We start from the raw sequence: 22,694 nt of genomic DNA on the forward strand, positions 1-22,694 counted from the left end.
GGAGCCTCCCGTGCTTACAGCATTCCCGCCCCCAGCGCCAAGGCCATCAGCAGAAGCAGTCCGCCCACCAGGGTCTGTACCATGTGCAGGGTCATTTTTTTCAGAAAGCGCGAGGCGCAGAAGGTTCCCAGAAAGGCGGCGAGGGTGCCGGCCGCCACCAGGCCGAAGCCGCCTGCCGCCCGCATCACCGCCAAATCCCGGGAAACAAAAGTAGAGCCATACACCAGGATCCGGCTGATATCGACGATAATGGCGGAAAGGATCATGGTGCCGATGAGAGCCTCCTTGCTCAGTCCGGCCCGGAGCAGAAACGCGGTGCGCAATGCCCCCTGATGGCCGGACAGCCCCCCGAAAAAACCGGAAATGATTCCGCCGATGGGGATGAAGCGTGGCGGGAAAGAGAGTTTCTTCAAGCCCGGCCACAACTCGGCCAGGGCAAATCCCATGATCAGCACCCCAATGGCCGACTTGAGCCAGGTGATCGTAAACAGGCGCGAACCCAGGGAATAGTGCATGATCGGCGCCATACCGCTGAGTTGGTTGAGCAGCAGCGCGCCGAGTACGGCCGCCAGGGCGGCGGGCAGGGAGAATTTGAGAACGATCCCGAGATCGGCGTGTTTGCCGAACAGGGCGGCCTTGAAAAGATTGTTGGCCAGATGCACCATGGCCGTGGCCCCCACCGCCACCTCCAAGGGGAAGAACAGGGCAAAGGCCGGCATCAGGAGTGTGCCCAGGCCGAAACCGGAGAAAAGGGTCAGGCCGGAGACTGCGAGGGCCACGCTGCAGATGACCAGATAGCTCATGGGTTCTGAAAGTTTTTCTCCCAGGCAACACGGTGCTGGTTAGCCTAAAAAAAGCACGGGACGAGAAATTCTCCGCCCCGTGCTTTTTTTCGTTTTCAGCGGAGGTTGGGCAGCCCGCACTCAGCCCGCCTGTGGTTGGCTCTCTTCCTCGTTGTCGAGATGGATGGTGCTGATCAGCTCGGGTGGAATACGGCTGCGGATCTTTTTTACCGTGGAAAGAATAGTGTGGCCCGGATAATCGTCGCGGATCTCTTCGCTCTTGTCTTTATAGGAGGTGAGGACGAATTTTTTGTTTTTGACGTCGAACTTATGGGTCCAGTTGATTTCGATGGTTTCAGGGTTTTCCTCGATTTGCACCGGCAGTTTTTCACCGTCCTTGGCCACCTGAATGGCGTCCATGTCCGTGACCTCCAGAAGCCAGGCATCGCCGCTGGTGGTGGAGAAGAGAACGAAAACCCCCAGGGCCAGCACCGCTGCTTTTCCGGCCCTGGCGCTTTCCTGAATTTTTTCTACTTCCATCTTTACCGAGGGGATCGCAGGTCCGGCTGGAGCAGCGGTGCGGCTGCCCAGACAGCATTTCTTGAATTTTTTGCCGCTGCCGCAGAAACAGGGATCATTTCTTCCTATCTTTGCCATATGGAATCTCTCTTCTGAGTGTAAGGTTTCGTCTGTGATATGAAGCTTCGCCACTATGCCACGCCCGGCATGGTTTGTAAAGCCGCGCTTGCATCTTCCCGGACGGTCCGGGAGTTAGTTTTCCGGGGTCGTGTCCATGCGGACCATCTTCTCCTGGTCGCAGTAATATTGCACCAGTTGGGAGAATACTTCATCGCGGCCGGTGTAGATCTTGGTGTTGCTGTTTAAAATCTGCACCAGGGCTTCGCCGTAGTCGTCAACCCCGATGATGTTGTCGGAGATGGGGCTGTTGCCGCATTTGCCGGAGAGAAGGGTGTCCATGTACCGGTTGACATTGGCCCAGTACACCTGGTTGTTGCGGAAATGGGTATCCTCGCGCTTTGCCTTGTCGATGTTTTTGTCCATCATTTCCTGCATTTCCTGCTGGAAGAGGTGGTTGTAAATGCGGCCGGCAATCTTGGTCGGCGCGTTGCCCGAGGTGCCCACGCTCTTGAAGCCGCCCGTGTTGGTGGTTACGGAAACGAGCATGGTGATGGTCCGGTCCTTGTGGGTCAGCCGGTCGCGGTAGGGGTTAAAATGGCTGATGAACAGGGCGGACTTGTTCATCGGCGCGGTGCCGGTCTTGCCGGAGACCAGATTCTTGTGATGCTTGAATTCGGTTTTCATGGAGGAGCCGGTGCCGCGATTGCAGATTTCGTACAGGGCGCCCATCTCCGCCTCCCGTTCCTTTTTGGCGTCGAAGAGCGGGATCTTGGCGTACTGGTCGTCGAGGTCCCGGTCGTACACCGTCTTGCCGTTTATCTGTATCCGGCGCACAAAGGAGGGATCGCGGTACTGGCCGTCCAAAAAGGCATTGTAGATGCCAAGCCATTGCTGCACCGACACCGCCGAGGAGCCGATGCCGAAAGGCCAGTATTTGGCGTCTTCCCTGCTGTAGTCCAGGCCGACCTGGTCAAAGCCCTGAAGCATGGCGTTGCGGAGCATGGGGTTGGTGTAGAGCCTGGCGAAGATCGTGTTGATGGAAATCACCTGTGCTTCCAGCAGGTTGTATTCCTTGCCCATGGGATGGGTTCCGTCGTAGTTGTACCAGTTGCGGGGCATCCAGGTTTGTCTGCCTTCGCTGGCCACATACTTGTACTCGATGGGCTTGTCGGCAAAACGGTCGCTCATCTTGGCATTGTTCGCCACCATGGCGTAGTAGGCAATGATCGGTTTTATGGTGGAGGAGGGGGTGATCTTTGCCTTCTTGTTCATGATGTCGATGATCACCGATTCATGGTTGGCGCCGGTGTCGGCAGCGGCTTCGTTGGGATCGGGCGCCTCGTCCTCTTCTTCGTATTTTTCGCTGTTTTTGGTCTGCAGAAACTCCTTGCCGCCCACGTAGGCAACGATCTCGCCCTTTTGGTTGACGGCAAGGATGCCGACATTGATGTTGCGCTGCAGGTATTCGAGAAAGCTATTGAAATCGGAGTAGGGCGGGGTAAGGCCGCGGGAGGTGTAGCGCTCCTTGTCGCGCTGCCAGCTCCCCTGGTTGCTGGCGGCGAGAATTTCCTTAAAGTAGCTGCTCTGCAGGAATTCGCCGATGATTTCCTTCATCTTTTCGATCAGGGCCAGATCCGTGCCGGTTTCGATGGAAACGGCCCCTTTCTCCTCCAGCAGGAGCTGGGTGCCGGAAACCTCACGGCCATTGATGGTGTAGGTGCGGGAGGAAACCTCCTTGATGACGTTCCAGGAGGTCCACTCCTCCTCCCCGTACAGGGGCGAGCGGAAATCGCGGAAACCGATGCGGCGGATGGATTCTTCGTCGGTCAGCAGCCAGCTCCGGTACTGGTCGTCCGGGATTTCCTTCTGTTTCCAGAGGTGGGTGAGGGCGAGATTGATCTTGTTAAGGGCGCTTTTGGCGTGGCCCTGCATGGCAGGGGAGAGGTCGCCGAAGTTTTTGCCGTTGACGATTTCATAGAAGGCGACCTGGCGGTTGTGGTTGGGGATGAAGGAGCCGATGGTCACCAGTTGCTGCATGTTGAGGGCGGCCAGGTCTTTTTTGAAATAGTTGGTGGCAGCGGCCGGGAAGCCATAGATGTTGGCACCCACCGGCACGGTGTTGATGTAAAAGTTGAGGTTTTTTTCCTTGCCGAATTTGGCCACCATCATGTAGGCGATGATGATCTCCTCCAGCTTGTTGGCAATGGTTCGGTCCTCGTTGCCGAGGATCTTCTTGGCGTTCTGCATGACAATGGTGCTGGCGCCGCGGGGATCGCCTTGCAGGGTGTCTTTCACCGCGCCGACCAGATTCAGCCAACTGACCCCGGGGTGGATCAGAAAGAGATTTTCATACCAGGTGTTGTTGGGGTGGGGCAGGAAAAAGTGGTCTTCGCAGGCCAGCAGGGCCTTTTGGGCGGAGACGGGAAGCTGCTCGGTAACCTTGCGTTTTCCGTAGGATTTGATGATGGCGCCCCGGCTGTCCTTGATGTCGGCGGAGTGGGCATAGGTTTCCAAGTCGTCGGGCAGCCGTTCGATGGGGGCGGTGTCATAAATGGAGCGGGCGATGAGCACCTCGATGATATGTTGGGTCGGGCCGGGGATGTAGTTGAGGATGAAAAGAGTGACGGCAAGCAGGGCGCCCCATTTCATGAAACGAGGAAGCCAGTAGGCGGACCAGAACAGGACGCGGTTGAACGGGTTTTGCCAGGGATAGGTATGGCTGCCGCGCTTGTCGTCGTCCCGCATTTCCAGGTACTGGCGGTAACGGCCGCTGAGGCTTTTGCTTTTTTTGATCTTGCGGATGATGGCTTTTTCGTCAAGGCCCTTTTTGACGTCCTTGTCCGAGAAAATATGACGGTAGGCCTTGTATTTTATGGCCTGTTCCCTGGGGTCGAAGATTTTCCGCGTCCCTTGGGCGTCGGTCTTGCTTTCTGTTTGGGGAGACTCTGGCTGCTTTGGTTTTTGCACGGAAAGTTAAGGCCTCTGATTCTGCTTCAGGGTAATGTCCAGCCACCCTCAGTGGTCATCTCTGCACTACAGGCGAAACGCAAACAAAAAATGCGCAGGGCGCATCATGGACTGCGAGGGGATTTTTGCTTGGCTTCGGCAAGATTCTGTTACCCCCCCAGGTAAAGTGTTATAATACCCCATCTGAATATTTTTTACAGCACTGCTCTTGAACGTGTGTGTCGAAATATATGCCGGAGGCGTAAAAAAGGCACAAGGCAACAGGTCCGGACACGAAATTGTCCGGTGATACCGCCGCAAATCGCCGGTCGCTGCGGCTTCCTGCTGTAATCGCGGTTTCTTTGGGCGATGACAAAAATAGATGAAGTATTTTTTGGTTATGGTCGATGATTGGTGTAGCTGTTGCTTCAGGCCCGGCTGTTTGCGGTGATAACGGTTTTTTTGTTTTGTTGAGGATGTCGGATGATTTTTTATTGCGATAAATGCAGGTATTCCGTCGAGGTTGAAGATCGTCATGCCGGCAAGTCGGTGCCGTGCCCGAAGTGCAGGCATACCGTTGTCGTGGGGAAAAATTCGTCCGCGGCGGCAAGCGACGCCAACCGGGCTAAATTTTCCTGTGGCAGGTGCGGATTTCAGCAGATGGTGCCCGTTGCTTTTGTCGGCAAAAAAGCGCCCTGCCCGCGTTGCCACTCGGAAAAAACCCTTGTCCGGGCTGTAGGCCAACGGGAAGGGGGGCGGTCTTTTTTTTCCAGGTTCGGGCTCGGGCTCGCCGCGGTTCTTGTTGTTGCCCTGGTTGGGGGCGGAGGGTTTCTTTTTTGGGGCCAGGCAGGAGTTGGATTGCCCTCTTGGTTCCCCGCTGCTTCCTCCCCTGCGCCGGGCAGTTTTTCCAGCGAAACCACGCCGGCAAATAATGGTGCTCCCTCTCCGGCAACAGGCGTTGTCGAACCTTCCGGTTTTGTGGGCAAGGATTTTCATGGCGCGGATTTTGCCGGCAAGAATTTGCGGGGGCTCAACTTCCGGAGCGCCAATTTTGAAGGAGCGAACCTGCGTGATACCGATCTGCGCGGGGTGAACTTCAGCCAGGCAAATCTGGTGAATGCCGATCTCAGGCAGGCGGACCTCAGGGGCGCCATCCTTGTCGGCTGTAGACTTCAAAAAGCCGATTTGTCCCAGGCCCGGCTGGCCGAGGCAAACCTGACCGATGCCGATCTTGCCCGGAGTAATCTCCGTGGTGCTGATCTCCAGGAGGCGGTGCTGGCGGGCGCCATCCTGCTTGAATCGGATTGGACCGAAAGCGATGCCAGCGGCGCAGATTTTTCCGGGGCGACCTTCACGAAAACCAATCTTACCTCGGCCAACCTGAGCGAGGCAAAGCTGGGGAATGTAGATCTCACCGTCGCGATTCTTGCGGGGGTGAAGCTGTCCGGCGCCGTGCTCAACGGGGTGGATCTGCGCCGCACGCATCTGCGGGGAATTGCCTTGTCCAAGGCGAATTTGATCCGGGCGAATCTCGATGGCGCGGATATGCAGGGCGCAAATCTGGAAGAGGCGAATCTTTCCGAGGCGAGCGTCAACGGAACAAACCTGGGTAAGGCGAAGATGAATGAGGCGGTTTTGGTGCAGGCCAATCTCAATGGCGCGATCATGACCGGCGTAACCGCTGAAAAAGCCAATTTCCGGGGAGCCAATCTCACCAGGGCTGATTTGGCATCCGGGGAGTTTGGCGGCGCGAATTTCCAGCAGGCCAATCTCACCGAGGCCAACTGCGAAAAAGCTCTGATGGGGCGGGTTGATCTGACCGAGGCCAATCTCACCGGCGCCCGTTTGTCCGGGGTGGATTTCGGTGTCCGCACCCTCATGGTGAAAGCCAATCTCACCAATACCGATCTGCGCAAAGCCCGGTTGAACACGGTTGATTTCACCGGGGCGAATCTGAACAACGCCAATCTCGAAGGCGCGGATCTCACCAAGGCTAAACTGAACCATGCCTATCTGAACCGGGCCAACCTTGCCAAGGCCGAACTGGCCAATGCCAATTTGAGCAACGCCGACCTGAAGGGCGCGAACCTCTCCGGAATCAACCTGACGGCGGCGAAACATTTCGATCTCAAGAATCTGCGTGAGACTGTGCTGAGCGATGCAAAGCTGGTCAGCCTCGATCTGCGGAACGCCAATCTCATCGACGCCAACCTGAGCAATGCCGATCTTGCCAATGTGGATCTGGCCAACGCCGATTTGACCAATGCCGTGCTTGCCGGCGCCAATCTCCGGGATGGCGATTTGCGCTGGGCAGACCTTACCGACGCCGACCTGTCCCGCGCCATCCTGATCAATGCCAATCTCAATGACGCCGACCTGAACAGGACCAACCTGGAAGGCGCCGATCTGACCAAGGCCACCCTGTTGAATGTGAAAAATATCAAAAGGGCCAAGAAGATCAACACGGCAAAGGGGTTCACCCCTCCCGGCCCGGAGAGCAGTTTGGGGGCGACGACTGCCTCGCGGAGCAGCAAGGTTGCCGCGGCCGGGCGCCCGGCCAGGGACCCGGAAGCCTCGTCGGAGCCGGCCCGACCGGTGAAGATCTGGGGGTTGCAGATCGAAAGCGCCGGCCTGGTGCAGCAGCCGTTTCAGCAGGTTTCCGAATTGAGCGCTGCCTATGAAAATGTCCGCGATATCGAATTGAACATGAAAAAGCTCCAGATGTTTGCCGGGGGGGCGAACAATATCCCCGGCAAGATCGGGACCACCTTGGGAGCGCTGTACTCGGTCAATTTTCTGCCGGTGGACCAGGATCTACCCCTGGTTATCCGCTGGTACGGGCCGGACGGAAAGCTGGTGCGCACCGCAAACCAGCAGGTCAAGTACATGCAGCGGTTGGTTGAGGCTCTCACCATCACGGAAAAGATGCCGGTGCATGGAACCTGGACGGTCCAGTTCTTTCACCAGAACCGGAAGATCGGGGAACAGCGCTTTGAGGTCGTAAAGGGCAAGCAGTTGGAAGTCAGCCTTGCCAAGGACGGAGCGGTCTTGTAAGCAGCGGCCCCGTGAGGCCAGGGTGATTGCGGGCAAAGGCACCGGGATGATTTCCTTCCCGGCAGTTGTCCAAAAAAAAGGCGCAGCCACTCGGCTGCGCCCTCGTAAACTCTGTGTTGTTTCGCTATTCCGTTAGATCTCTTCGGAAAGCGCCATGACCATGGCGCCCTTGGCTGTGGTGTTGAGGGGGTCTTCGGCAATCCTGACCTCGGAGATTTCGATGGGCAGGTTGAATTCCTTGAGCGCCTTTTCGAAGTGCTCTTTAAAGCCGGTGGGCAGGGCGGTGCCGCCTGCCAGCACGATGGGGATGGGCTTGGCGATCTTCGGAATCTTGTCGGAAGAGTGCAGCACGTCCTGCAGGCTGTGGAGCAGGGTGTGGATCAGGTCGTCGTAATAGATCTGCAGGGCGGTTTCAACCCGGTTCTTCGGGGGTTTTGCCAGCCGGAAGGTGCTTTCCTTGATGGTCTTGACCTTGGTGGCCGGTTCGCCCACCGAGATGCCGACCATCTGGTCGATGTAGTCGCCGCCTTTCTGGATGCTGTAGGTGATGACCGGCACGGAGAGATAGGCCAGGCAGATGTTGCACATGCCGCCGCCCATGCTGATGCCGATGCCGGTGAAGTTGTCTTCCGCCAGCTCGGCCATGACCGTGGCCAGACCCTCGTTGATGGAGATGGGGTTGTAGCCCAGGGTGGCCAGGTACATCTTGATGATCGATTCGTGGTACACCACGGACTGGCCGCTGTCCACCGGGGTGCCCGGCATACTGAAGCAGATGACCTCGCCCGGATTCTTGGGACGCTTGATCAGGGTGCCGATGATGGCCTGAAGCACGTTGATCCCTTCGTCCTCGCGGGCGGAGAGCAACCCTTTTTCCATGGTGCGCCGGGTGTTGGTATTGAACATGTTGGCGAAGTTCTCGGCGGAATAGCCGAGGATGTAAAACATGTCTCCCTTTTCAAAAAAGGTCACCTCGTTGTCCACCAGGATCTTCTTGGTGAATTTTGAATAGGGGATGGTGAAGAATGCGTTGAGCTGCTTGATGGTGTGGATGTTCTTTCCCTTGTTCTGGGCCATGACGATATGGCTGGTGCCGATATCAAGGCCTACCGGACCCTTGGGGCGCTCGGCATCCTCGCCGGTTTCCTTTTCACGGGAGACCACGGTTTTCTGCGATGCTTCAATGGCATTGTCAATGTTTCCCATTTCTTCCGTCATTCGTATGCTCCTCCTTGGTCCTCTCTTCCCCGCCTGAGAGCGGTAGCCTGCCCCGTAGCCTGTCGCTTGCGCGCCGCCGATGTTTTTTCTGCCTGTTGTTGCGTTCTTTCCTGCAGTTTTACAGGAAAATTGGTATTATTGTACTTATCTCACTGTAAAAATTCTACATTATTTTCGATTGGTTCAGCATTCTTCTTGAAGAAATTATAAAAAAATATCTCCCGCATGGCGGATCAGGGGTGGAGCCGGTTGGATTTTTTCCGGCAACCCTCTTGGGAACAGGCTCTTCACACGCATGGAACAGGAAAGGAACATTCAGTATCCGGCGGAGCTGCCCATCGTGGCGCACCGGCAGGAAATCATCGCGGCGATCCGCGCAAGTCAGGTGGTGGTGGTTGCCGGGGACACCGGATCCGGCAAGACCACCCAGTTGCCCAAGATGTGCTTGGAGGCCGGGCGCGGCAGGCATAAAAGGATCGGCTGCACCCAGCCCCGGCGGATTGCGGCCATCACCGTGGCCGAGCGGGTTGCCGAGGAGCTGGGCGTCCATGGAGACTTGGCCGGCTACAAGATCCGGTTCAAGGACCAGACCAGCCGGAATACCCGCCTCAAATTCATGACCGACGGCATCCTGCTGGCCGAGGCGCACCACGACCGGAATCTTTCCGCCTACGATACCATCATCATCGACGAGGCCCACGAGCGGAGCCTTAATATCGATTTCCTCCTCGGCCTGCTGAAGCAGCTTCTGGCCCGCCGCCCGGATCTCAGCCTGCTGATCACCTCGGCCACCATCGACACGGCCCGGTTTGCCAAGCATTTCTCCAATGCCCCGGTGATCGAGGTTTCGGGCCGGACCTATCCGGTGGAGGTCCGCTACCAGCCCCTGGATCCGGCCAAGGAGGAGGAAGGAGAGCAGAGCTATGTGGATCAGGCGGTGGAGGCGGTCTGCGCTTTGCACCAGCACGAAGGGGAGGGGGATATCCTGGTCTTCATGCCCACCGAGCGGGATATTCTGGAAACCGTGGAATCGCTGCACGCCAAGCTTGGCCGGCGCCACGCCGCGCCCGTGGTGTTGCCCCTGTTCGGCAGGCTCTCCCCTGGCGACCAGAAGAAGATCTTTCAGCCGGTCAAAGGGCAGAAGATCGTGGTGGCCACCAATGTGGCCGAAACCTCCATCACCGTGCCCGGTATTCGCTATGTGGTTGATACCGGTCTGGCCCGCATGGCGAGCTACAATGTCCGGGCCCGGACCAGCAAGCTGCCCATCGTTGCTGTTTCCCGGGCGAGTTGCGATCAGCGCAAGGGCCGGTGCGGCCGGGTGGGGCCGGGGGTCTGCGTCCGTCTTTTTGCCGAGGAGGAGTATCGCAACCGGCCGGAATACACGCCGCCCGAGATCCTGCGCACCAACCTGGCCGAGGTCATCCTGCGGATGATCAGTCTCAAATTGGGTGAGCCGGCCAAATTCCCATTTCTTGATCCGCCAACGGGTCGCGCCATCCAGGACGGCTATGGACTGCTCACCGAGCTTGGCGCCCTGGATCGCCAGCACCGCCTTACCGCGCACGGCAGGCTCATGGCCCGTCTGCCCCTGGACCCGAGGATCTCCCGGATGATCATCGAGGCCCGGGACCACAACGCCCTGCGCGAGGTGACCATCATCGCCGCGGGGTTGAGCATCCAGGACCCGCGGGTCCGGCCCGCGGACAAGGAGGCGGCGGCGGATGCGGCCCATGCCCGTTTTACCAAGGTTCCCTCGGATTTTCTTTTCTTCCTCGCTCTTTGGGACGGGTACCACTCCACCTTTGACAAGCTGCAAAGCCTTTCCCGGATGCGCAAGTTCTGCGTCAGTCATTATCTCTCTTTTTTGCGGATGCGTGAATGGCGCGATATCCACGAGCAGATCTGTCAGGTGCTTGGCGAGGAGCCCGGCTTTGTGATGAACGCCCAGCCCGCTTCGCCCGAGGCCATCCACCGGGCGATCCTGAGCGGCAACCTCAGGAATATCGCGGTGAAAAAAGAGAAGAATCTCTATCAGACCGGGGGAGGCAAGGAGGTCATGATCTTTCCCGGCTCCAGCCAATACGGCAAGACCGGGGACTGGCTCATGGCCGCCGAAATGGTGGAGACCTCGCGTCTCTACGCCCGCACCGTGGCTGAGATCAACCCCGAGTGGATCGAGCCTCTGGCCGGGGAACTGTGCCGCTCGTCGTATTCCGAACCCCATTGGGAAAAGGGGCGGGGCCAGGTGGTTGCCTTTGCCAAGATCAGCCTTTTCGGGCTGGTTATTGTGCCGAGGCGCAAGGTGAATTTTGGCTTGATCAAGCCGGAGGAGGCGCGGCGGATTTTTATCCAGTCCGCCCTCGTGGAGGGGGAGCTGAAGGGGGAATACCCCTTCCTTGCCGCGAATACGGCGTTGGTGGCGGAGCTGCAGGAGATGGAAGACCGGCTGCGGTTGCGCACCATCATGGTGGATGACCAGGCCCTTTTTGACTTTTACGAGGAACGGATTGGCCCGGAGGTCCGCGATCAGCGAAGCCTGAATCAGTGGCTGAAAAACCCAGGCGCTCAAGAACTCCTGGTTATGACCGCCGATGATGTCCGGCGGCAATTGCCCGAGGCTGGAGTGCTGGAGCAGTTCCCTGTAACCTTGCCTGCTGGCGAGTGTGAGCTTACGCTTTCTTACCGCTTTGCCCCCGGGGAGGAGGACGACGGGGTGACGGCCCGGATTCCCCTCAGCCTGGCGCCGCATCTGCGCGCTGATCTTTTTGAATGGCTGGTGCCGGGCATGCTGGCAGAAAAGGTGGTTTTCCTGCTCAAGGGGCTGCCCAAGGGGTTGCGCAAACAACTGGTGCCCATTCCCCAGACCGCAACGGAGATTGTCCGGGATCTGCCCTTTGGCAGGGGCTCATTGTACCGGGCCTTGGAACAGGTGATCGCCGACTCCTTCAAGCTGCGCATTGCCACCCGGGACTGGCCCCTGGCCGATCTGCCGCCCCACCTCAGATTTCGTTTCTGCCTGCTGGATGGGCAGGGGAAGATCGTCAGCGCGACCAGGGATTTCAGCGCCTTGAAAAGCGGGGCAACGGGGCAGGTCCAGGTGTTTGGTTCCGCGCAAATGGCCGAGCTGAAGGCGCGCTGGGAACAAAAAAATCTCACTCCGGCCCAGTTGGGCCAAACGCCGGTATCCCTGCCGGTTCCTGGGGTAAACGGGACTTTGCAGGGCTATGTTTATCCCGGTCTGTGTTATGATGATCAAGAGGGACTGGGGCAGCGTCTTTTTGCCCTGGAAAACGAGGCGCGGCAGAGCACCAGGCTGGCGCTGCTGTCTTTGTATTCCAAGGAGTTTGCGCTCCAGCTCAAATCCTTGCGCAAAGATCTGGCTATTCCTCGCTCGCATTGGGCGTTGTATGAAGGATTGGCCACCCATGAGCAGATCAATCAAGATGTCTGGGATTTTGTTGTGTATACGGTGTTCGACATTCGCGACGGCCTGCCGCCCTCTGCCGGGCAATTCGCCGCCAAGATCGAAGAGCTGCGGCGTCAGGGGCTTTCCCCCCTCTGCCGGGAAATCTTTGCGGCGGTTGACCAGGTATTGCAGGAGCGGCGAACAACCCTGGACGCGATTGCCAGGCTTTCCGGCAAAGGCGGTTCGGCAAGCGGAGAGGAGGCACGGCTTGCCGACTACCGCCGGCAAGTGTCGCGGATTGTGCCTGCTGATTTTTTGCAGAAAACCCTCCTTTGCCGGCTGCCGGCCATGTGCCGGTATTTGAAAGCCCTGCGTATCCGGCTTGAGCGGGCTCGGGTTTCCCCGGGCAAGGATGCACTCAAGGCGCAGCAGGTGGCAATCCATGAGGAGCGTTATGCCAGGGCCGTTGCCGGCAAGGATCTCTCCGGCGCCCTGTTGGAACGGTTGCGTGAATACCAGGAGATGATTGAGGAGTTCAAGGTTTCCCTGTTTGCCCAGGAGCTGGGGACAGCCTTGCCGGTTTCCGCCAAGCGCCTTGATAAGAAATGGCAGGAGATTGACCAGCTCTGTTGACGGCTCACTGCTACGTACTTCTCTGTATTTTTTGGGGCAGAGTATTTTGGGTGTGAAAAAAAAACGTTTTATTGCTAGGTTGCGAAATCGTTTCGTCGAGATGTGCACTCTGTCAGGATAAGCCGCCATACATGGAAAAAACGGATTTTTTCTCACCGGATACGGAGATTCAAGCGCTTCTCCATGCTGTGCAAACAGGGGTTTTGCTGTGCAGTGGAGCATGTTCGGTCACCTTTGCCAACAGCGTTGCCCAGGATTTTTTTAGCCGGGCGGGGCTGGATGCGATCGGGCAGCCGTGCCATAAGGCATTGTTTGGCAGCGAGGCGCGGTGCGAAGGGTGTCCGGTCGAGAGAGCCGACCTTGAAGGCAAGCGCCAGGCGGTTACCCTCAAAGCGCACGAGGGCGACATCTACCTGAAGATATTCTGTCAGATCTGGCAGGGACAATGTCTGCTCACACTCCACGATGTTTCCCAGGAGATCAGCCTTCTCAGGCGCAGCGATCTTGACCGCAAGGAATTGCAGGCCAAGAACATCCTCCTCGAACGCCGTCGGCGGTTGAACCAGGAAGAGCAGCAGTTTCTCACCCAGATCATGGACAACCTTCCGGAAGCCCTGCTCGCCGTGGATGAGAATTTTTTGGTGCAGCGGAAGAACAAGGCGGTTCTTGACCTGTTTCCCCGGCAAATGGGCGGCCACTGCTATGCTCTGTTCGGCAACAGCGCCCCATGTCTTGACTGCCCTGCCCAGCGCGGTTTCAGCGAGGCCAATGGGCAGAAAAAAAGCCACGAAACAGGGGGACGGGTCTACACGGAAATATTTTCCGTCGCCCCCAACGGTAAAGGCGGGTTGCTGCTGTTTCGAGATATTACCCGCCAGGTCGAGTTGATTGGTCAGATTCGCGGACAGCGCGAAGAGATCGCAAGCAAGAACAAGGTGCTCTCGCTTCTCGTGGATTTCGGTATCTACATGCAGAAGGAGGCCGGGATCAAAGAGGTGGCCGGCTATTTTCTCGACGCGATCCTGCCGGATCTCCATGCCGGTGCGGCCGGCCTTATAATCAACGACATCCGGGCAGGAAATATCTGGCTTTCCCATCAGAGCGGGATGACCACCGAGGAGTGGAAGACCGTGACCAAGGCTTGCATGTCCCGGGATCAGCAACGATTCAAGTCCGACGGGCTTCTCGCCGACACGGTTCTCCCTTGGCCGAACAGCACGCAGATTCCCCTCATGGGAGCCCAAGGGCAGAGGGTGGGGCTGGTGTTGCTGGAAGGAAGCATCAACCAAGAGGCGCTGGGCATTCTCCGCCTGGTCACCGAACCGTTGGGCGCCTATTTTCACAACCAGCTCCTGCTGCGGCAGCTTGAGGAAAAGGCGAACAAGGATGCCCTGACCGGCCTCTTCAACCGCGGCTATCTGACCCAGTCCCTGGAAGAGGCGCAGGAAAAGTTTCATGGATACGGAATCCATCATGCCCTGGTGCTGGGGGATGTCAACCAGTTGAAGAAAATCAATGATCAATACGGCCATGAAACCGGGGACCGGCTGATCGTTGCGGTTGCCGAGGCCCTGCGGAGCACCCTGCGCAATACCGATATCGCGGCGCGGACCGGCGGTGATGAATTCATTGTTTTGCTCAACAACAGCGCGGACGAGGACGCGGGGTATTTTATCGAAAGGCTGCAAACCCGGGTTTTTTCCAGCCTCACCCTTCCCTTGCCGGACGGGAGCGAATTTCCGGTCACGGTCAGTCTGGGCAAGGCTGCAACCGACAAGCATCCTCCCGAAGCTCTGGCCAAGGAGGCCGACAGGCAAATGTATGCCGCCAAAGAACGGTTTTATGCCACGGCTTCCCGCTACCGATAGGCTGCTGCCGCTGAAGGGGGATTGTGTGGTGGTTTTTGTGAAAAATCAACCATTTCAGTTGCTTTTCCCGTGATCTTTCGGTAGGGTTTTAGTGTTAAATCGTCGCACAAGGAAGCAAAAAGCCCTTGGCCGCTCAGGGAGTTGCCTTGAACGTTTCATGGGATGATCAGTCAGCAAAAAGGGAACAACATGGCAAAGGTCAATGATTCACACTTGGAAAAAAGCATCGCCTCCCTGGTGGAGATCACCGATTCTTTTTTGCGGGGTGATTACAAGGGAGAGATCCCGGAGGTTGACGCCGAGGGCGTGCTTTCGATGTTGACCAAAAGAATCAACACCATGCTGGTCAACATGAAGACCGTGCAGGTTCCCTTGGCCAGCGCGGGTGAGCAGGCGCCTTTCGTGCTGAGCCATGCCCTGGATGTGGTGCAGCTCATGGAGCAATCCACCAGTGCGGTTCTTGATAAATCCGACAGGATTATCCTGCAGATCGAAGAGCTTGAGAACATGCTCCGCCAGACAGGCGGGAATGACGCCCGGGCCAAGGCGGTTGTCACCGAAATGAAGGCCGCCATGTACGATATCATCGCGTCCCAGTCGTATCAGGATGTTGCCCGGCAGAAGATGGAGAAAATCATCGTTGATCTCAATCAGATCCGTGACTGGCTCCTTGAAGTTCTGGTGATTCTCAACATCAAGAAAGATGGTTCCATGGAAAACGTACAGAAAAAGAAGGAATTGTTGCGAGGGGTTCATGCTCCCAGCGCGCCTTCTTCCTTGAAGCAGGACCTGGTTGATGATCTTCTGGCCGAGTTTGGCTTCTGAACCTGGAACTGTTTTGCAGCCCCCCTCTGAATTCCCGCAAGCGCACATATCCGCTTCGCCGTCTTAGACCCCGTCCCTTCAGCTCGCTATTTTCTTCCTTTCGCCAAATTGCAGTTCCGCGTCCGAGGCCCGCACATAGATGGGCACAGCCGTGGCCGGATTCAGGAAAGAACCTTGCCGGAAAAGACCCCAGGCCAGGGAACCAATGGCTGCCGCCCTGGCAAAACAGATCTCCTGGGGCGCTAGCAGAGCGGATTCTCCCAGCAGTTCCTTGAGCATCCGGCCATACAGGGGCAGGCCATCGCCCACCAGCAGGGTGGGGGTGGTGATGAATTCCTGCAAGCGTTCGGGCTTGATCACCATGGGACCGGTGGTTTTTTCCGGAAGCCCTTGTTCGTTGCAGCGGTAGAGGGCGGTGTAGATTTCGTTTTTCCGGGCATCAACCACCGGGCAGATGGGCAGGGAAGAGTAGGGCAACTGCCCGGCAAGCCCATCCAGGGTTTCCACCCCGAGGAGCGGTTTGCCCGTGGCCATGCAGAGTCCCTTGGCCGTGCTCAAGGCGATGCGCAGACCCGTAAAGCTCCCGGGGCCAAGACCAACGGCAATGGCTCCGATTTGGGGCCAGCTCAGCTCACACTGGGCAAGAAGCCAGTCGATCCCGGAGAGCAACCGGCGGGAGTGGGTGATGGAGGTGTTGAGGGAATACTCGGCCAGGCAGCGGTCTTCCGCAACCAGGGCCAGGCTGCCGCAGGTGGTGGCGGTTTCCAGGGCGAGGATAACCGGGGCGGATGCGGAGGAAGGGACCATTGCCTGGATCAGCCCCCGTTGCCGAGAAAGCGGAAGTCGTTGTAGAAGACAAAGAGCATCAGGGAAATAAGCAGCACTAGGCCGACGACCTGGAGGCGCTCCCTGGTTTCCACGCTCAACGGCTTGCGGCGGATGGCCTCAACGGCGAAAAAGACCAGATGCCCGCCATCGAGGATGGGGATGGGGAAAAGATTCAGCACCCCGAGACTGACGCTGAGGAGTCCGGTGAAGTGCAGCAGATTGAGCCAGCCGGCCTCCATCTGTTGCCCGGCGATCTGGGCGATGCGGATGGGCCCGCCCAGTTCGCTGGCCGGGACCACCTTCTGGATGATCTTGACAATGCCCAGGAGAGTAATCTTGATCAGGGCCCAGGTATGCATTGCCCCGGTCTGCAGCGCTTCGACAGGGGAAATAGGAACCACCTCGTCGGCCACCCGGATGCCGAGCATGTAGCGGGTGTCGATCACCTCGCCGAAGATGTTCTTGTCTTGTTCCATTTTCGGCTGGCCGGTAAGAGTCAGGGTTTGGTCGCCCCGTTGGACCATGAGGGTCACGGGATTTCCCTCGCTGAGCTTGATGAGGCGGGCAACATCATTCCACTCTTGGACCGCGGCGCCGTTGATGCTGAGGATGAGATCGTTTGGCGCGAGCCCGGCCTTGTCCGCCGGGGAATCCACGGTGACTCCGCCGATTCGCGCTTCGTTCACCGGTTGGGAGATGCCCATGACCGCAAAGATGGTCGAGAAGAGCAGGACCGCGAACAGGAGATTGAAGAGCGGTCCGGCAAAGACCACCAGAAAACGTTGCCAGATGGCCTTGTGCGAAAAGGAAAACCCTTGCTGGTCGCTGGCCACCTCCTCGGTGAGGCTTTCGCCGTACATCTTCACGTAGCCGCCGAGGGGGAAGGCGCTCAGCAGATATTCGGTGTCGCCCACGGTGCGGCCGAACACCTTGGGGCCAAACCCCAGGGAGAATTTAAGCACCCGGATGCCGAACAGCTTGGCGCAGAGAAAATGGCCGAATTCATGGATGAAGATCAGAGGGCCAAGGACGAGGATAAAGGCGAGGATAGAGGTCATGGGTCTCTTCAGATGGTTAAGGGTGTGTGTCCGGGCGGCAGCTCCGGACTGAGAACGTCTTTGCCGAGGCGTTGCTGGGTCTGCATGCGCAGGGCCTCGATAATCGAGGCCGCCTGCATTCGGGCGGCAAGGTCGGCGTCTAGGATTGCGGTCAGGCTGGCGCCTTCCTCCCTGGGCAACCGGCTCACGGTTTCCGCAACCACCAGGGCGATTTCCGGAAAGCGGATGGCGCCGGTCAGAAATGCCTCGACCGCCACTTCGTTGGCGGCATTGAGCACCGCGGGCAGGCTCCCTCCCCGTTTGCACACCTGGTAGGCGAGTTTTAGGGCGGGAAATCGTTCAAAATCCGGCCGGGAAAAACTCAAATCCGAGGCCTGCGCCAGGTTCAACCGCGGCAGATTCATCCGCAGCCGTTCCGGGTAGGAGAGGGCATAAGCAATGGGGATGCGCATGTCCGGCACCCCCAGTTGGGCGACCACCGAGCCGTCCACGTATTCCACCATGGAATGGACAATGCTCTGCGGGTGGATGAGCACCTCGATGTCCTCGATGGCGATGTCAAACAGCCAGCGGGCCTCGATGACCTCCAGACCTTTGTTCATCAGGGTGGCGGAGTCGATGGAGATCTTTTTGCCCATCTCCCAGTTGGGGTGATTCAAAGCCTGTTCCGGGGTGACGGCCCAGAGATCGCGTTCGTTCAGATTGCGGAACGGCCCGCCCGAGGCGGTGAGGATGAGCTTGCTGACATCCGCTTTTTTCCCGGCTTCCAGGGCCTGGGCAATGGCGCTGTGCTCGCTGTCGATGGGCAGCAGGGTTCCCTTGTTGCGCTGAACCGCCGCCATGACCAGGTGCCCGGCCATGACCAGGGTTTCCTTGTTGGCCAGGGCGATGTTTTTTCCAGCCTCAATGGCGGCCATGGTGGGGGTGAGCCCGGCTGCGCCGACGATGGCGGAAACAACCGTGTCCGCGGAGGGCAGGGTGGCGACGGCCACATTGCCCTCGGTGCCGACCACTATCTTTTCAGACCAGCCGGGGGGCAGGCTCTGGGCCAGTTCGCCCGCCAGCTTTGCCTCGCTAATGGAGATTTTTTCGGGGTTGAAAGCCTCGATCTGCTCGCGCAACAACCGGCCATTGGTGCCCGCGGCCAGACCCACGATGCGGAAGCGGCCGGGAAACTGGCGGACCACTTCCAATACGTTGCGGCCGATGGAGCCGGTTGAGCCAAGCAAGGAGATGTTTTTCATGCGTCTTTCGGTTCTCTTGAAAATGGGGGGCAACGGTAATGTGCTCCCGCATGGGTCACATCAAACACAGTCCTGTCCCAAAATACAACAGGTAATAGAGTACCGGCGCGGTGAGCAACAGGGAGTCGATGCGGTCCAGCAAGCCGCCGTGTCCTGGGAGAAGGCTGCCGGAATCCTTGACGCCGAAGGCCCGTTTGATGACTGATTCCGAAAGATCCCCGGCCGCGCCGAGGCAGCCCAGCAGAAGGACGATAAGGCATATCCAGAGCAACCCCTGCTCGGGCAGAAAAAAATGGCGGACAAGAAGGCTCGCGCCAAGGCTGCCGGCCAGGCCGCCGGCAAAGCCTTCCCAGGTCTTGCCCGGGCTGATGGTCGGGCAGAGCTTGTGCTTGCCGAATTTGCTGCCGGTATAGAAGGCGGCGGTGTCCGAGGCTACGGTTATGGCGGTGAGCAGCAGCAACCAGGCGCGCCCCTGCGGCAGGGCCATGAGCAGCACCAGATGGGCGCTGCACAGGCCGAGATAGAGATAGCCAAAGCCCGCGCGGCTGATAATTTCGTAGGGCTGGACAAAGCTGGCGTACCGGAACAAAGTGAGGAGCAGAAGGGCGACCAAGGCAAAGCTCAAGCCGCCGAGCAGGGTGGCGGCGTCGCCGGAATAGGCGCCGAGCACCGGCAACAGGCCGAAAAGGAGAATGGGTGTTCTGGCGCGGGTGTTGAGGTCGGGCAGGACAATGACCAGGTATTCGTTCAGCGCCACTGCGGCCAAAGCAGTGATGACCAGCCAGAACAGGGGCAATGGTCCCGCGAAAAGAAGGAACAGCCAGGCAGCGCTTGCCGCAATACCGGTAATGAGTCGTTTCATGCAGATCCTGTCATAGCCGATTCTGGCGGCGTATGATCAATGGGTGGGTGTCTGTTCCGCCTGTTCGCCAGTTTTGCCAAAACGCCGTTGCCGCTTCTGAAAGTCGAGAATGGCATGCAGCAGGTCCTTTTTTCTGAAGTCCGGCCAGAGGATCTCCGTGAAATACAGCTCCGCATAGGATGCCTGCCACAGGAGAAAATTGCTCAGGCGGGTTTCGCCTCCGGTGCGGATCACCAGGTCCGGATCCGGCAAGCCTGCGGTGTACAGGTGCTGTTCCAGCATACTTTGGTCAATCTCTCCCGGGCTCAGGGTTCCGGCCAGGCATTTTTGGGCGATTGCCTGCACGGCCTGGGTGATTTCACTCCTGCCGCCGTAGCTCAAGGCGAGGTTGAGGATCAGCCCTGTATTGCCGGAGGTTTCCTGGATCACCCGCTCCAAAACCTTACGGACTTCCGAGGGGATGCGTTCTTTCTGGCCGAGGCAGCGCAGGCTCACATTGTTGTGGACCATGGTGGCGAGCTCGCTTTCCAAAAAGGACTTCAGCAGCCCCATGAGCGCCTGGACTTCCAAGGGGGGGCGCTTCCAGTTTTCCGTGGAAAAGGCGTAGAGGGTCAGCACGCCGATGCCGAGTTCCCGGGCGGCGCGGACGATATCCTGTACGGATTCCACCCCGGCCCGGTGGCCCATGATGCGTGGTTTGCCCTGCTGTTCGGCCCAGCGGCCATTGCCATCCATGATGATGGCGATATGGCGGGGCAAGGCGGTGGTATCAAGCTTGGGCATTGGAGCGGTCTCGATTCTCAGCGGATGACAGTGTGCAACCGGCTGAAGTAAGGATGGGCAGGTCGTGAATATTTACGCCGTTGTAATCCGATACTGTCGTCAATTGGCTGGCAAGAACAGCATGGGAAGCTGCAACGAAATAAACGGCTCCTAAACCGCCATGACCTCTTTTTCTTTGTCAGCCATGATCTCATCGATCTGCTTGATGAAACGGTCGGTGGCGTGTTGGGCCTCATCCTGCATCCTGAAGAAATCGTCTTCCGGGATTTCCTTGTTGCCTTTTTGCTTTTTCAGGGTGTCGATGGCCTCGCGCCGCAGATTGCGAATGGCAACCCGGTGCTCCTCGCTGATTTTCTTGACGTTTTTTACCAGCTCCTTGCGCCGTTCTTCGGTGAGCTGCGGGATGGAGATCCGGATCATCTTGCCGTCGCTTGACGGGTTGAGGCCCAGGTCCGAGGAGAAGATGGCCTTTTCGATGGCGGGAAGGAGCTTGGTGTCCCAGGGTTGGATAACCAGCATTCTGCTTTCCGGGATGGTCACGGCGCCGACCTGATTGAGCGGCATCGGTGTGCCGTAGGCCATTACCTTTATCCCGTCGAGCAGGGAGGTCGTGGCCCGTCCGGTACGAATCTTGGTGAGATCGCGCTTAAAGGCCTCGATGTTTGCCGTCATTTTTTCGGTTAGCGCTTCAATAATTTCACTCATTGTCCTCTCCCTGTATCAAGGTGCCGATCTGTTCTCCGCAGATGGCTTTCTTCATATTGCCGGGGATGTTCATGTCAAAAACCATGATGGAGGTGTTGTTGTCCATGGCCAGCGAGATTGCCGCCGCATCCATGACCTTGAGACGTCGCTGTAGAACCTCGCTGAAGCTGAGATGGGGAAATTTGACCGCATCCGTGTGCTTGAGAGGATCCTTGTCGTAGACGCCATCGACCCGGGTGGCCTTGCAGATCAGGTCGGCATTGATTTCCAGACCCCGGAGCACCGCGGCTGTATCGGTGGTGAAGTAGGGGTTGGCTGTGCCTGCCCCGAAGATCACTACCCGTCCCTTGCGCAGATGATGCACTGCTTTTTGCCGGGAATAGGGTTCGCAGACCGTGAGCATGGGGATGGCGGAAAGAACCCTGGCCGGGATGCCTTTTCTTTCCAAGGCGTCATGCAGGGCCAAGGCATTGATGACCGTGGCCAGCATGCCCATGTTGTCGGCGGCGGCCCGGTCCATGCCGGAAGAGGCGCCGGATACTCCCCGGAAGATGTTGCCCGCGCCGATGACCAGGCTGATTTCCACCTTGAGATCCACAAGGGTCTGGATCTCCGCGGCCAGATAATCAAGCACCTTGGTGCTGATGCCGAAAGCGGCGTCGCCCATAAGGGCTTCGCCGCTCAGCTTCACGAGAACTCTTGGGTATTTAGGAGCCGTCAAAGAATTATCCATGTTTTTCTGGTTATTCATTTACGGCCGCTTATGCCGTTCTTTTCATATTTAGGGGCCGTTACGAAATAACCATTACATTTTTTACCATTTCGTTACGGCCGCTTATGCCGGTCACGACATTACGTGGAAACAGCGTTAGGCGCCAACCTGAAACCGGGCAAAGCGTTTGATGCTGATCTCTTCGCCCACCTTGGCCGCCAGTTCCTTGAGCAGGTCCTGGATGGAGATGTCGGGGTTCTTGACGAACTTCTGCTCCAAGAGGCAGCTCTCGGCAAAGAAGCGATCCATCTTGCCGCCGACCATTTTTTCGGCGATGTTCGCCGGCTTGCCGGAGTCGATGGCCTGCTGGATGAAGATGTTGCGCTCTCGTTCCGCCAGATCCGCGGGGACTTCCTCGCGACGGATGGATACGGGATTGGCCGCAGCAACATGCATGCAGATATTCTTGGCGAACTCGCTGAAAGCCGGGTTCTTGGCAACTGCGTCGTTTGCGCAGGATAATTCGACCATCACGCCCAACTTGCCGCCGGCATGGATGTACGTTTCAACCACGCCCTCGTTGAATTTGACGAAGCGCTTGACGCCGCTGTTCTCGCCGAGCTTGGCGACCAGTTCGTTGAGCATGTCCTGAATGGAGAGCGCGGGGTTTTTGACAAATTTTTCCGCCATGAGCTCGGCAGGGGAAGTGGCACCGCTCTCTGCCACATGCAGGGCAACGTTCTTGGCGAACTCGATAAAGGCGTCGCTTTTAGCAACAAAATCGGTCTCGCAGTTAACCTCGACCATCACGCCCAGTTTGCCGTCGGCCTGAATGAGCGTTTCCACCAAGCCTTCGCTGGTTGCCCGGCCGGCACGCTTCTGGGCAACAGCCAACCCTTTCTGCCGGAGCAGATCGATGGCTTTTTCCATGTCGCCGCTGGTTTCGGTCAGGGCTTTCTTGCAATCCATCATGCCCGCGTTGGTTTTGTCGCGGAGCTCTTTTACCATCTGACTTGTAATATTCACGGTTCTACCTTCATGTTCGGTAACTGTCCAACAACGCGCCGCATCTGCGTCGGAGTCTCGCAGGCTCGCTTACCTGTCATCGGCCTGCTCATGTGCACTGGC

Annotated in this window: 17 protein-coding genes; 4 read left to right on the forward strand and 13 right to left on the reverse strand. The window is 58.1% G+C overall.

Features of this window, described 5'->3' with window-relative positions; genetic code table 11:
- Positions 1–14 precede the first annotated feature (14 nt).
- The 4 genes from MWR57_RS01680 to MWR57_RS01695 all read right to left on the reverse strand — a co-directional run bounded on the left by MWR57_RS01680 (position 15) and on the right by MWR57_RS01695 (position 5,078).
- Positions 15–803, reverse strand: coding sequence for a TSUP family transporter (locus MWR57_RS01680; protein WP_423123050.1), 789 nt, complete (start codon positions 801–803; stop codon positions 15–17).
- Between the two features lie 120 nt (positions 804–923).
- Positions 924–1,439, reverse strand: a complete 516-nt coding sequence (locus MWR57_RS01685; protein ID WP_423123051.1) for a YecA family protein — start codon at positions 1,437–1,439, stop codon at positions 924–926.
- A 114-nt stretch (positions 1,440–1,553) separates the two neighbouring features.
- Positions 1,554–4,388 (reverse strand): transglycosylase domain-containing protein, encoded by a 2,835-nt coding sequence (locus tag MWR57_RS01690; RefSeq protein WP_423123052.1) that lies wholly within the window; start codon positions 4,386–4,388, stop codon positions 1,554–1,556.
- A 66-nt stretch (positions 4,389–4,454) separates the two neighbouring features.
- A complete protein-coding gene (locus MWR57_RS01695; RefSeq protein WP_423123053.1) occupies positions 4,455–5,078 on the reverse strand; it encodes a hypothetical protein in 624 nt (207 codons plus the stop codon).
- Positions 5,079–5,225: 147 nt separating this feature from the next.
- On the opposite strand from MWR57_RS01695, the gene MWR57_RS01700 reads away from it, so the two are divergent.
- Positions 5,226–7,421 carry a pentapeptide repeat-containing protein gene (locus tag MWR57_RS01700; protein ID WP_423123054.1) on the forward strand — a complete coding sequence of 732 codons (2,196 nt, stop codon included), beginning with the start codon at positions 5,226–5,228 and terminating at the stop codon, positions 7,419–7,421.
- A gap of 132 nt (positions 7,422–7,553) precedes the next feature.
- On the opposite strand, the gene MWR57_RS01705 is transcribed toward MWR57_RS01700, so the two are convergent.
- Positions 7,554–8,639, reverse strand: a complete 1,086-nt coding sequence (locus MWR57_RS01705) for a disk-shape morphogenesis protein volactin (RefSeq protein WP_423123055.1) — start codon at positions 8,637–8,639, stop codon at positions 7,554–7,556.
- A gap of 295 nt (positions 8,640–8,934) precedes the next feature.
- Here MWR57_RS01705 and hrpA point away from each other — a divergent pair, with 295 nt between their 5' ends.
- The 3 genes from hrpA to MWR57_RS01720 all read left to right on the forward strand — a co-directional run bounded on the left by hrpA (position 8,935) and on the right by MWR57_RS01720 (position 15,374).
- Positions 8,935–12,681 (forward strand): ATP-dependent RNA helicase HrpA, encoded by a 3,747-nt coding sequence (gene hrpA, locus MWR57_RS01710; protein WP_423123056.1) that lies wholly within the window; start codon positions 8,935–8,937, stop codon positions 12,679–12,681.
- Between the two features lie 131 nt (positions 12,682–12,812).
- Positions 12,813–14,549 carry a sensor domain-containing diguanylate cyclase gene (locus MWR57_RS01715; protein WP_423123057.1) on the forward strand — a complete coding sequence of 579 codons (1,737 nt, stop codon included), beginning with the start codon at positions 12,813–12,815 and terminating at the stop codon, positions 14,547–14,549.
- Between the two features lie 189 nt (positions 14,550–14,738).
- Positions 14,739–15,374 (forward strand): protein phosphatase CheZ, encoded by a 636-nt coding sequence (locus tag MWR57_RS01720; protein WP_423123058.1) that lies wholly within the window; start codon positions 14,739–14,741, stop codon positions 15,372–15,374.
- Positions 15,375–15,452: 78 nt separating this feature from the next.
- Here MWR57_RS01720 and tsaB read toward each other — a convergent pair whose 3' ends face one another.
- The 8 genes from tsaB to tsf all read right to left on the reverse strand — a co-directional run bounded on the left by tsaB (position 15,453) and on the right by tsf (position 22,592).
- The gene (tsaB, locus tag MWR57_RS01725) at positions 15,453–16,181 is read right to left on the reverse strand and encodes a tRNA (adenosine(37)-N6)-threonylcarbamoyltransferase complex dimerization subunit type 1 TsaB (protein ID WP_423123059.1); all 729 of its coding nucleotides are present in this window, start codon (positions 16,179–16,181) and stop codon (positions 15,453–15,455) included.
- A gap of 8 nt (positions 16,182–16,189) precedes the next feature.
- A complete protein-coding gene (gene rseP, locus MWR57_RS01730; RefSeq protein WP_423123060.1) occupies positions 16,190–17,260 on the reverse strand; it encodes an RIP metalloprotease RseP in 1,071 nt (356 codons plus the stop codon).
- Positions 17,261–17,268: 8 nt separating this feature from the next.
- On the reverse strand, positions 17,269–18,504 hold the full coding sequence (locus tag MWR57_RS01735) for a 1-deoxy-D-xylulose-5-phosphate reductoisomerase (RefSeq protein ID WP_423123061.1): 1,236 nt from the start codon (positions 18,502–18,504) through the stop codon (positions 17,269–17,271).
- A 55-nt stretch (positions 18,505–18,559) separates the two neighbouring features.
- Positions 18,560–19,366 carry a phosphatidate cytidylyltransferase gene (locus tag MWR57_RS01740; protein ID WP_423123062.1) on the reverse strand — a complete coding sequence of 269 codons (807 nt, stop codon included), beginning with the start codon at positions 19,364–19,366 and terminating at the stop codon, positions 18,560–18,562.
- Between the two features lie 36 nt (positions 19,367–19,402).
- Positions 19,403–20,149, reverse strand: coding sequence for an isoprenyl transferase (locus MWR57_RS01745; protein ID WP_423123063.1), 747 nt, complete (start codon positions 20,147–20,149; stop codon positions 19,403–19,405).
- A gap of 150 nt (positions 20,150–20,299) precedes the next feature.
- Complete coding sequence (frr, locus tag MWR57_RS01750) at positions 20,300–20,854, reverse strand: ribosome recycling factor (RefSeq protein ID WP_423123064.1); 555 nt, start codon at positions 20,852–20,854, stop codon at positions 20,300–20,302.
- Positions 20,847–21,587 carry a UMP kinase gene (pyrH, locus tag MWR57_RS01755; protein ID WP_423123065.1) on the reverse strand — a complete coding sequence of 247 codons (741 nt, stop codon included), beginning with the start codon at positions 21,585–21,587 and terminating at the stop codon, positions 20,847–20,849. The genes frr and pyrH overlap by 8 nt, the downstream gene beginning before the upstream one ends.
- A 135-nt stretch (positions 21,588–21,722) precedes the next feature.
- Positions 21,723–22,592 (reverse strand): translation elongation factor Ts, encoded by an 870-nt coding sequence (gene tsf / locus MWR57_RS01760; RefSeq protein WP_423123066.1) that lies wholly within the window; start codon positions 22,590–22,592, stop codon positions 21,723–21,725.
- Positions 22,593–22,694: the final 102 nt, after the last annotated feature.

Source organism: Hydrosulfovibrio ferrireducens (assembly GCF_046883345.1).
GTDB classification, from domain to species: domain Bacteria; phylum Desulfobacterota; class Desulfobulbia; order Desulfobulbales; family Desulfurivibrionaceae; genus Thiovibrio; species Thiovibrio ferrireducens.

Coding starts and splice junctions, on each gene's coding strand:
- MWR57_RS01680 (WP_423123050.1), bottom strand. CDS start 803: ATGAGCTATCTGGTCATCTGCAGCGTGGCCCTCGCAGTCTCCGGCCTG.
- MWR57_RS01685 (WP_423123051.1), bottom strand. CDS start 1,439: ATGGCAAAGATAGGAAGAAATGATCCCTGTTTCTGCGGCAGCGGCAAA.
- MWR57_RS01705 (WP_423123055.1), bottom strand. CDS start 8,639: ATGACGGAAGAAATGGGAAACATTGACAATGCCATTGAAGCATCGCAG.
- hrpA (WP_423123056.1), top strand. CDS start 8,935: ATGGAACAGGAAAGGAACATTCAGTATCCGGCGGAGCTGCCCATCGTG.
- MWR57_RS01715 (WP_423123057.1), top strand. CDS start 12,813: ATGGAAAAAACGGATTTTTTCTCACCGGATACGGAGATTCAAGCGCTT.
- MWR57_RS01720 (WP_423123058.1), top strand. CDS start 14,739: ATGGCAAAGGTCAATGATTCACACTTGGAAAAAAGCATCGCCTCCCTG.
- tsaB (WP_423123059.1), bottom strand. CDS start 16,181: ATGGTCCCTTCCTCCGCATCCGCCCCGGTTATCCTCGCCCTGGAAACC.
- rseP (WP_423123060.1), bottom strand. CDS start 17,260: ATGACCTCTATCCTCGCCTTTATCCTCGTCCTTGGCCCTCTGATCTTC.
- MWR57_RS01735 (WP_423123061.1), bottom strand. CDS start 18,504: ATGAAAAACATCTCCTTGCTTGGCTCAACCGGCTCCATCGGCCGCAAC.
- MWR57_RS01740 (WP_423123062.1), bottom strand. CDS start 19,366: ATGAAACGACTCATTACCGGTATTGCGGCAAGCGCTGCCTGGCTGTTC.
- MWR57_RS01745 (WP_423123063.1), bottom strand. CDS start 20,149: ATGCCCAAGCTTGATACCACCGCCTTGCCCCGCCATATCGCCATCATC.
- frr (WP_423123064.1), bottom strand. CDS start 20,854: ATGAGTGAAATTATTGAAGCGCTAACCGAAAAAATGACGGCAAACATC.
- pyrH (WP_423123065.1), bottom strand. CDS start 21,587: ATGGATAATTCTTTGACGGCTCCTAAATACCCAAGAGTTCTCGTGAAG.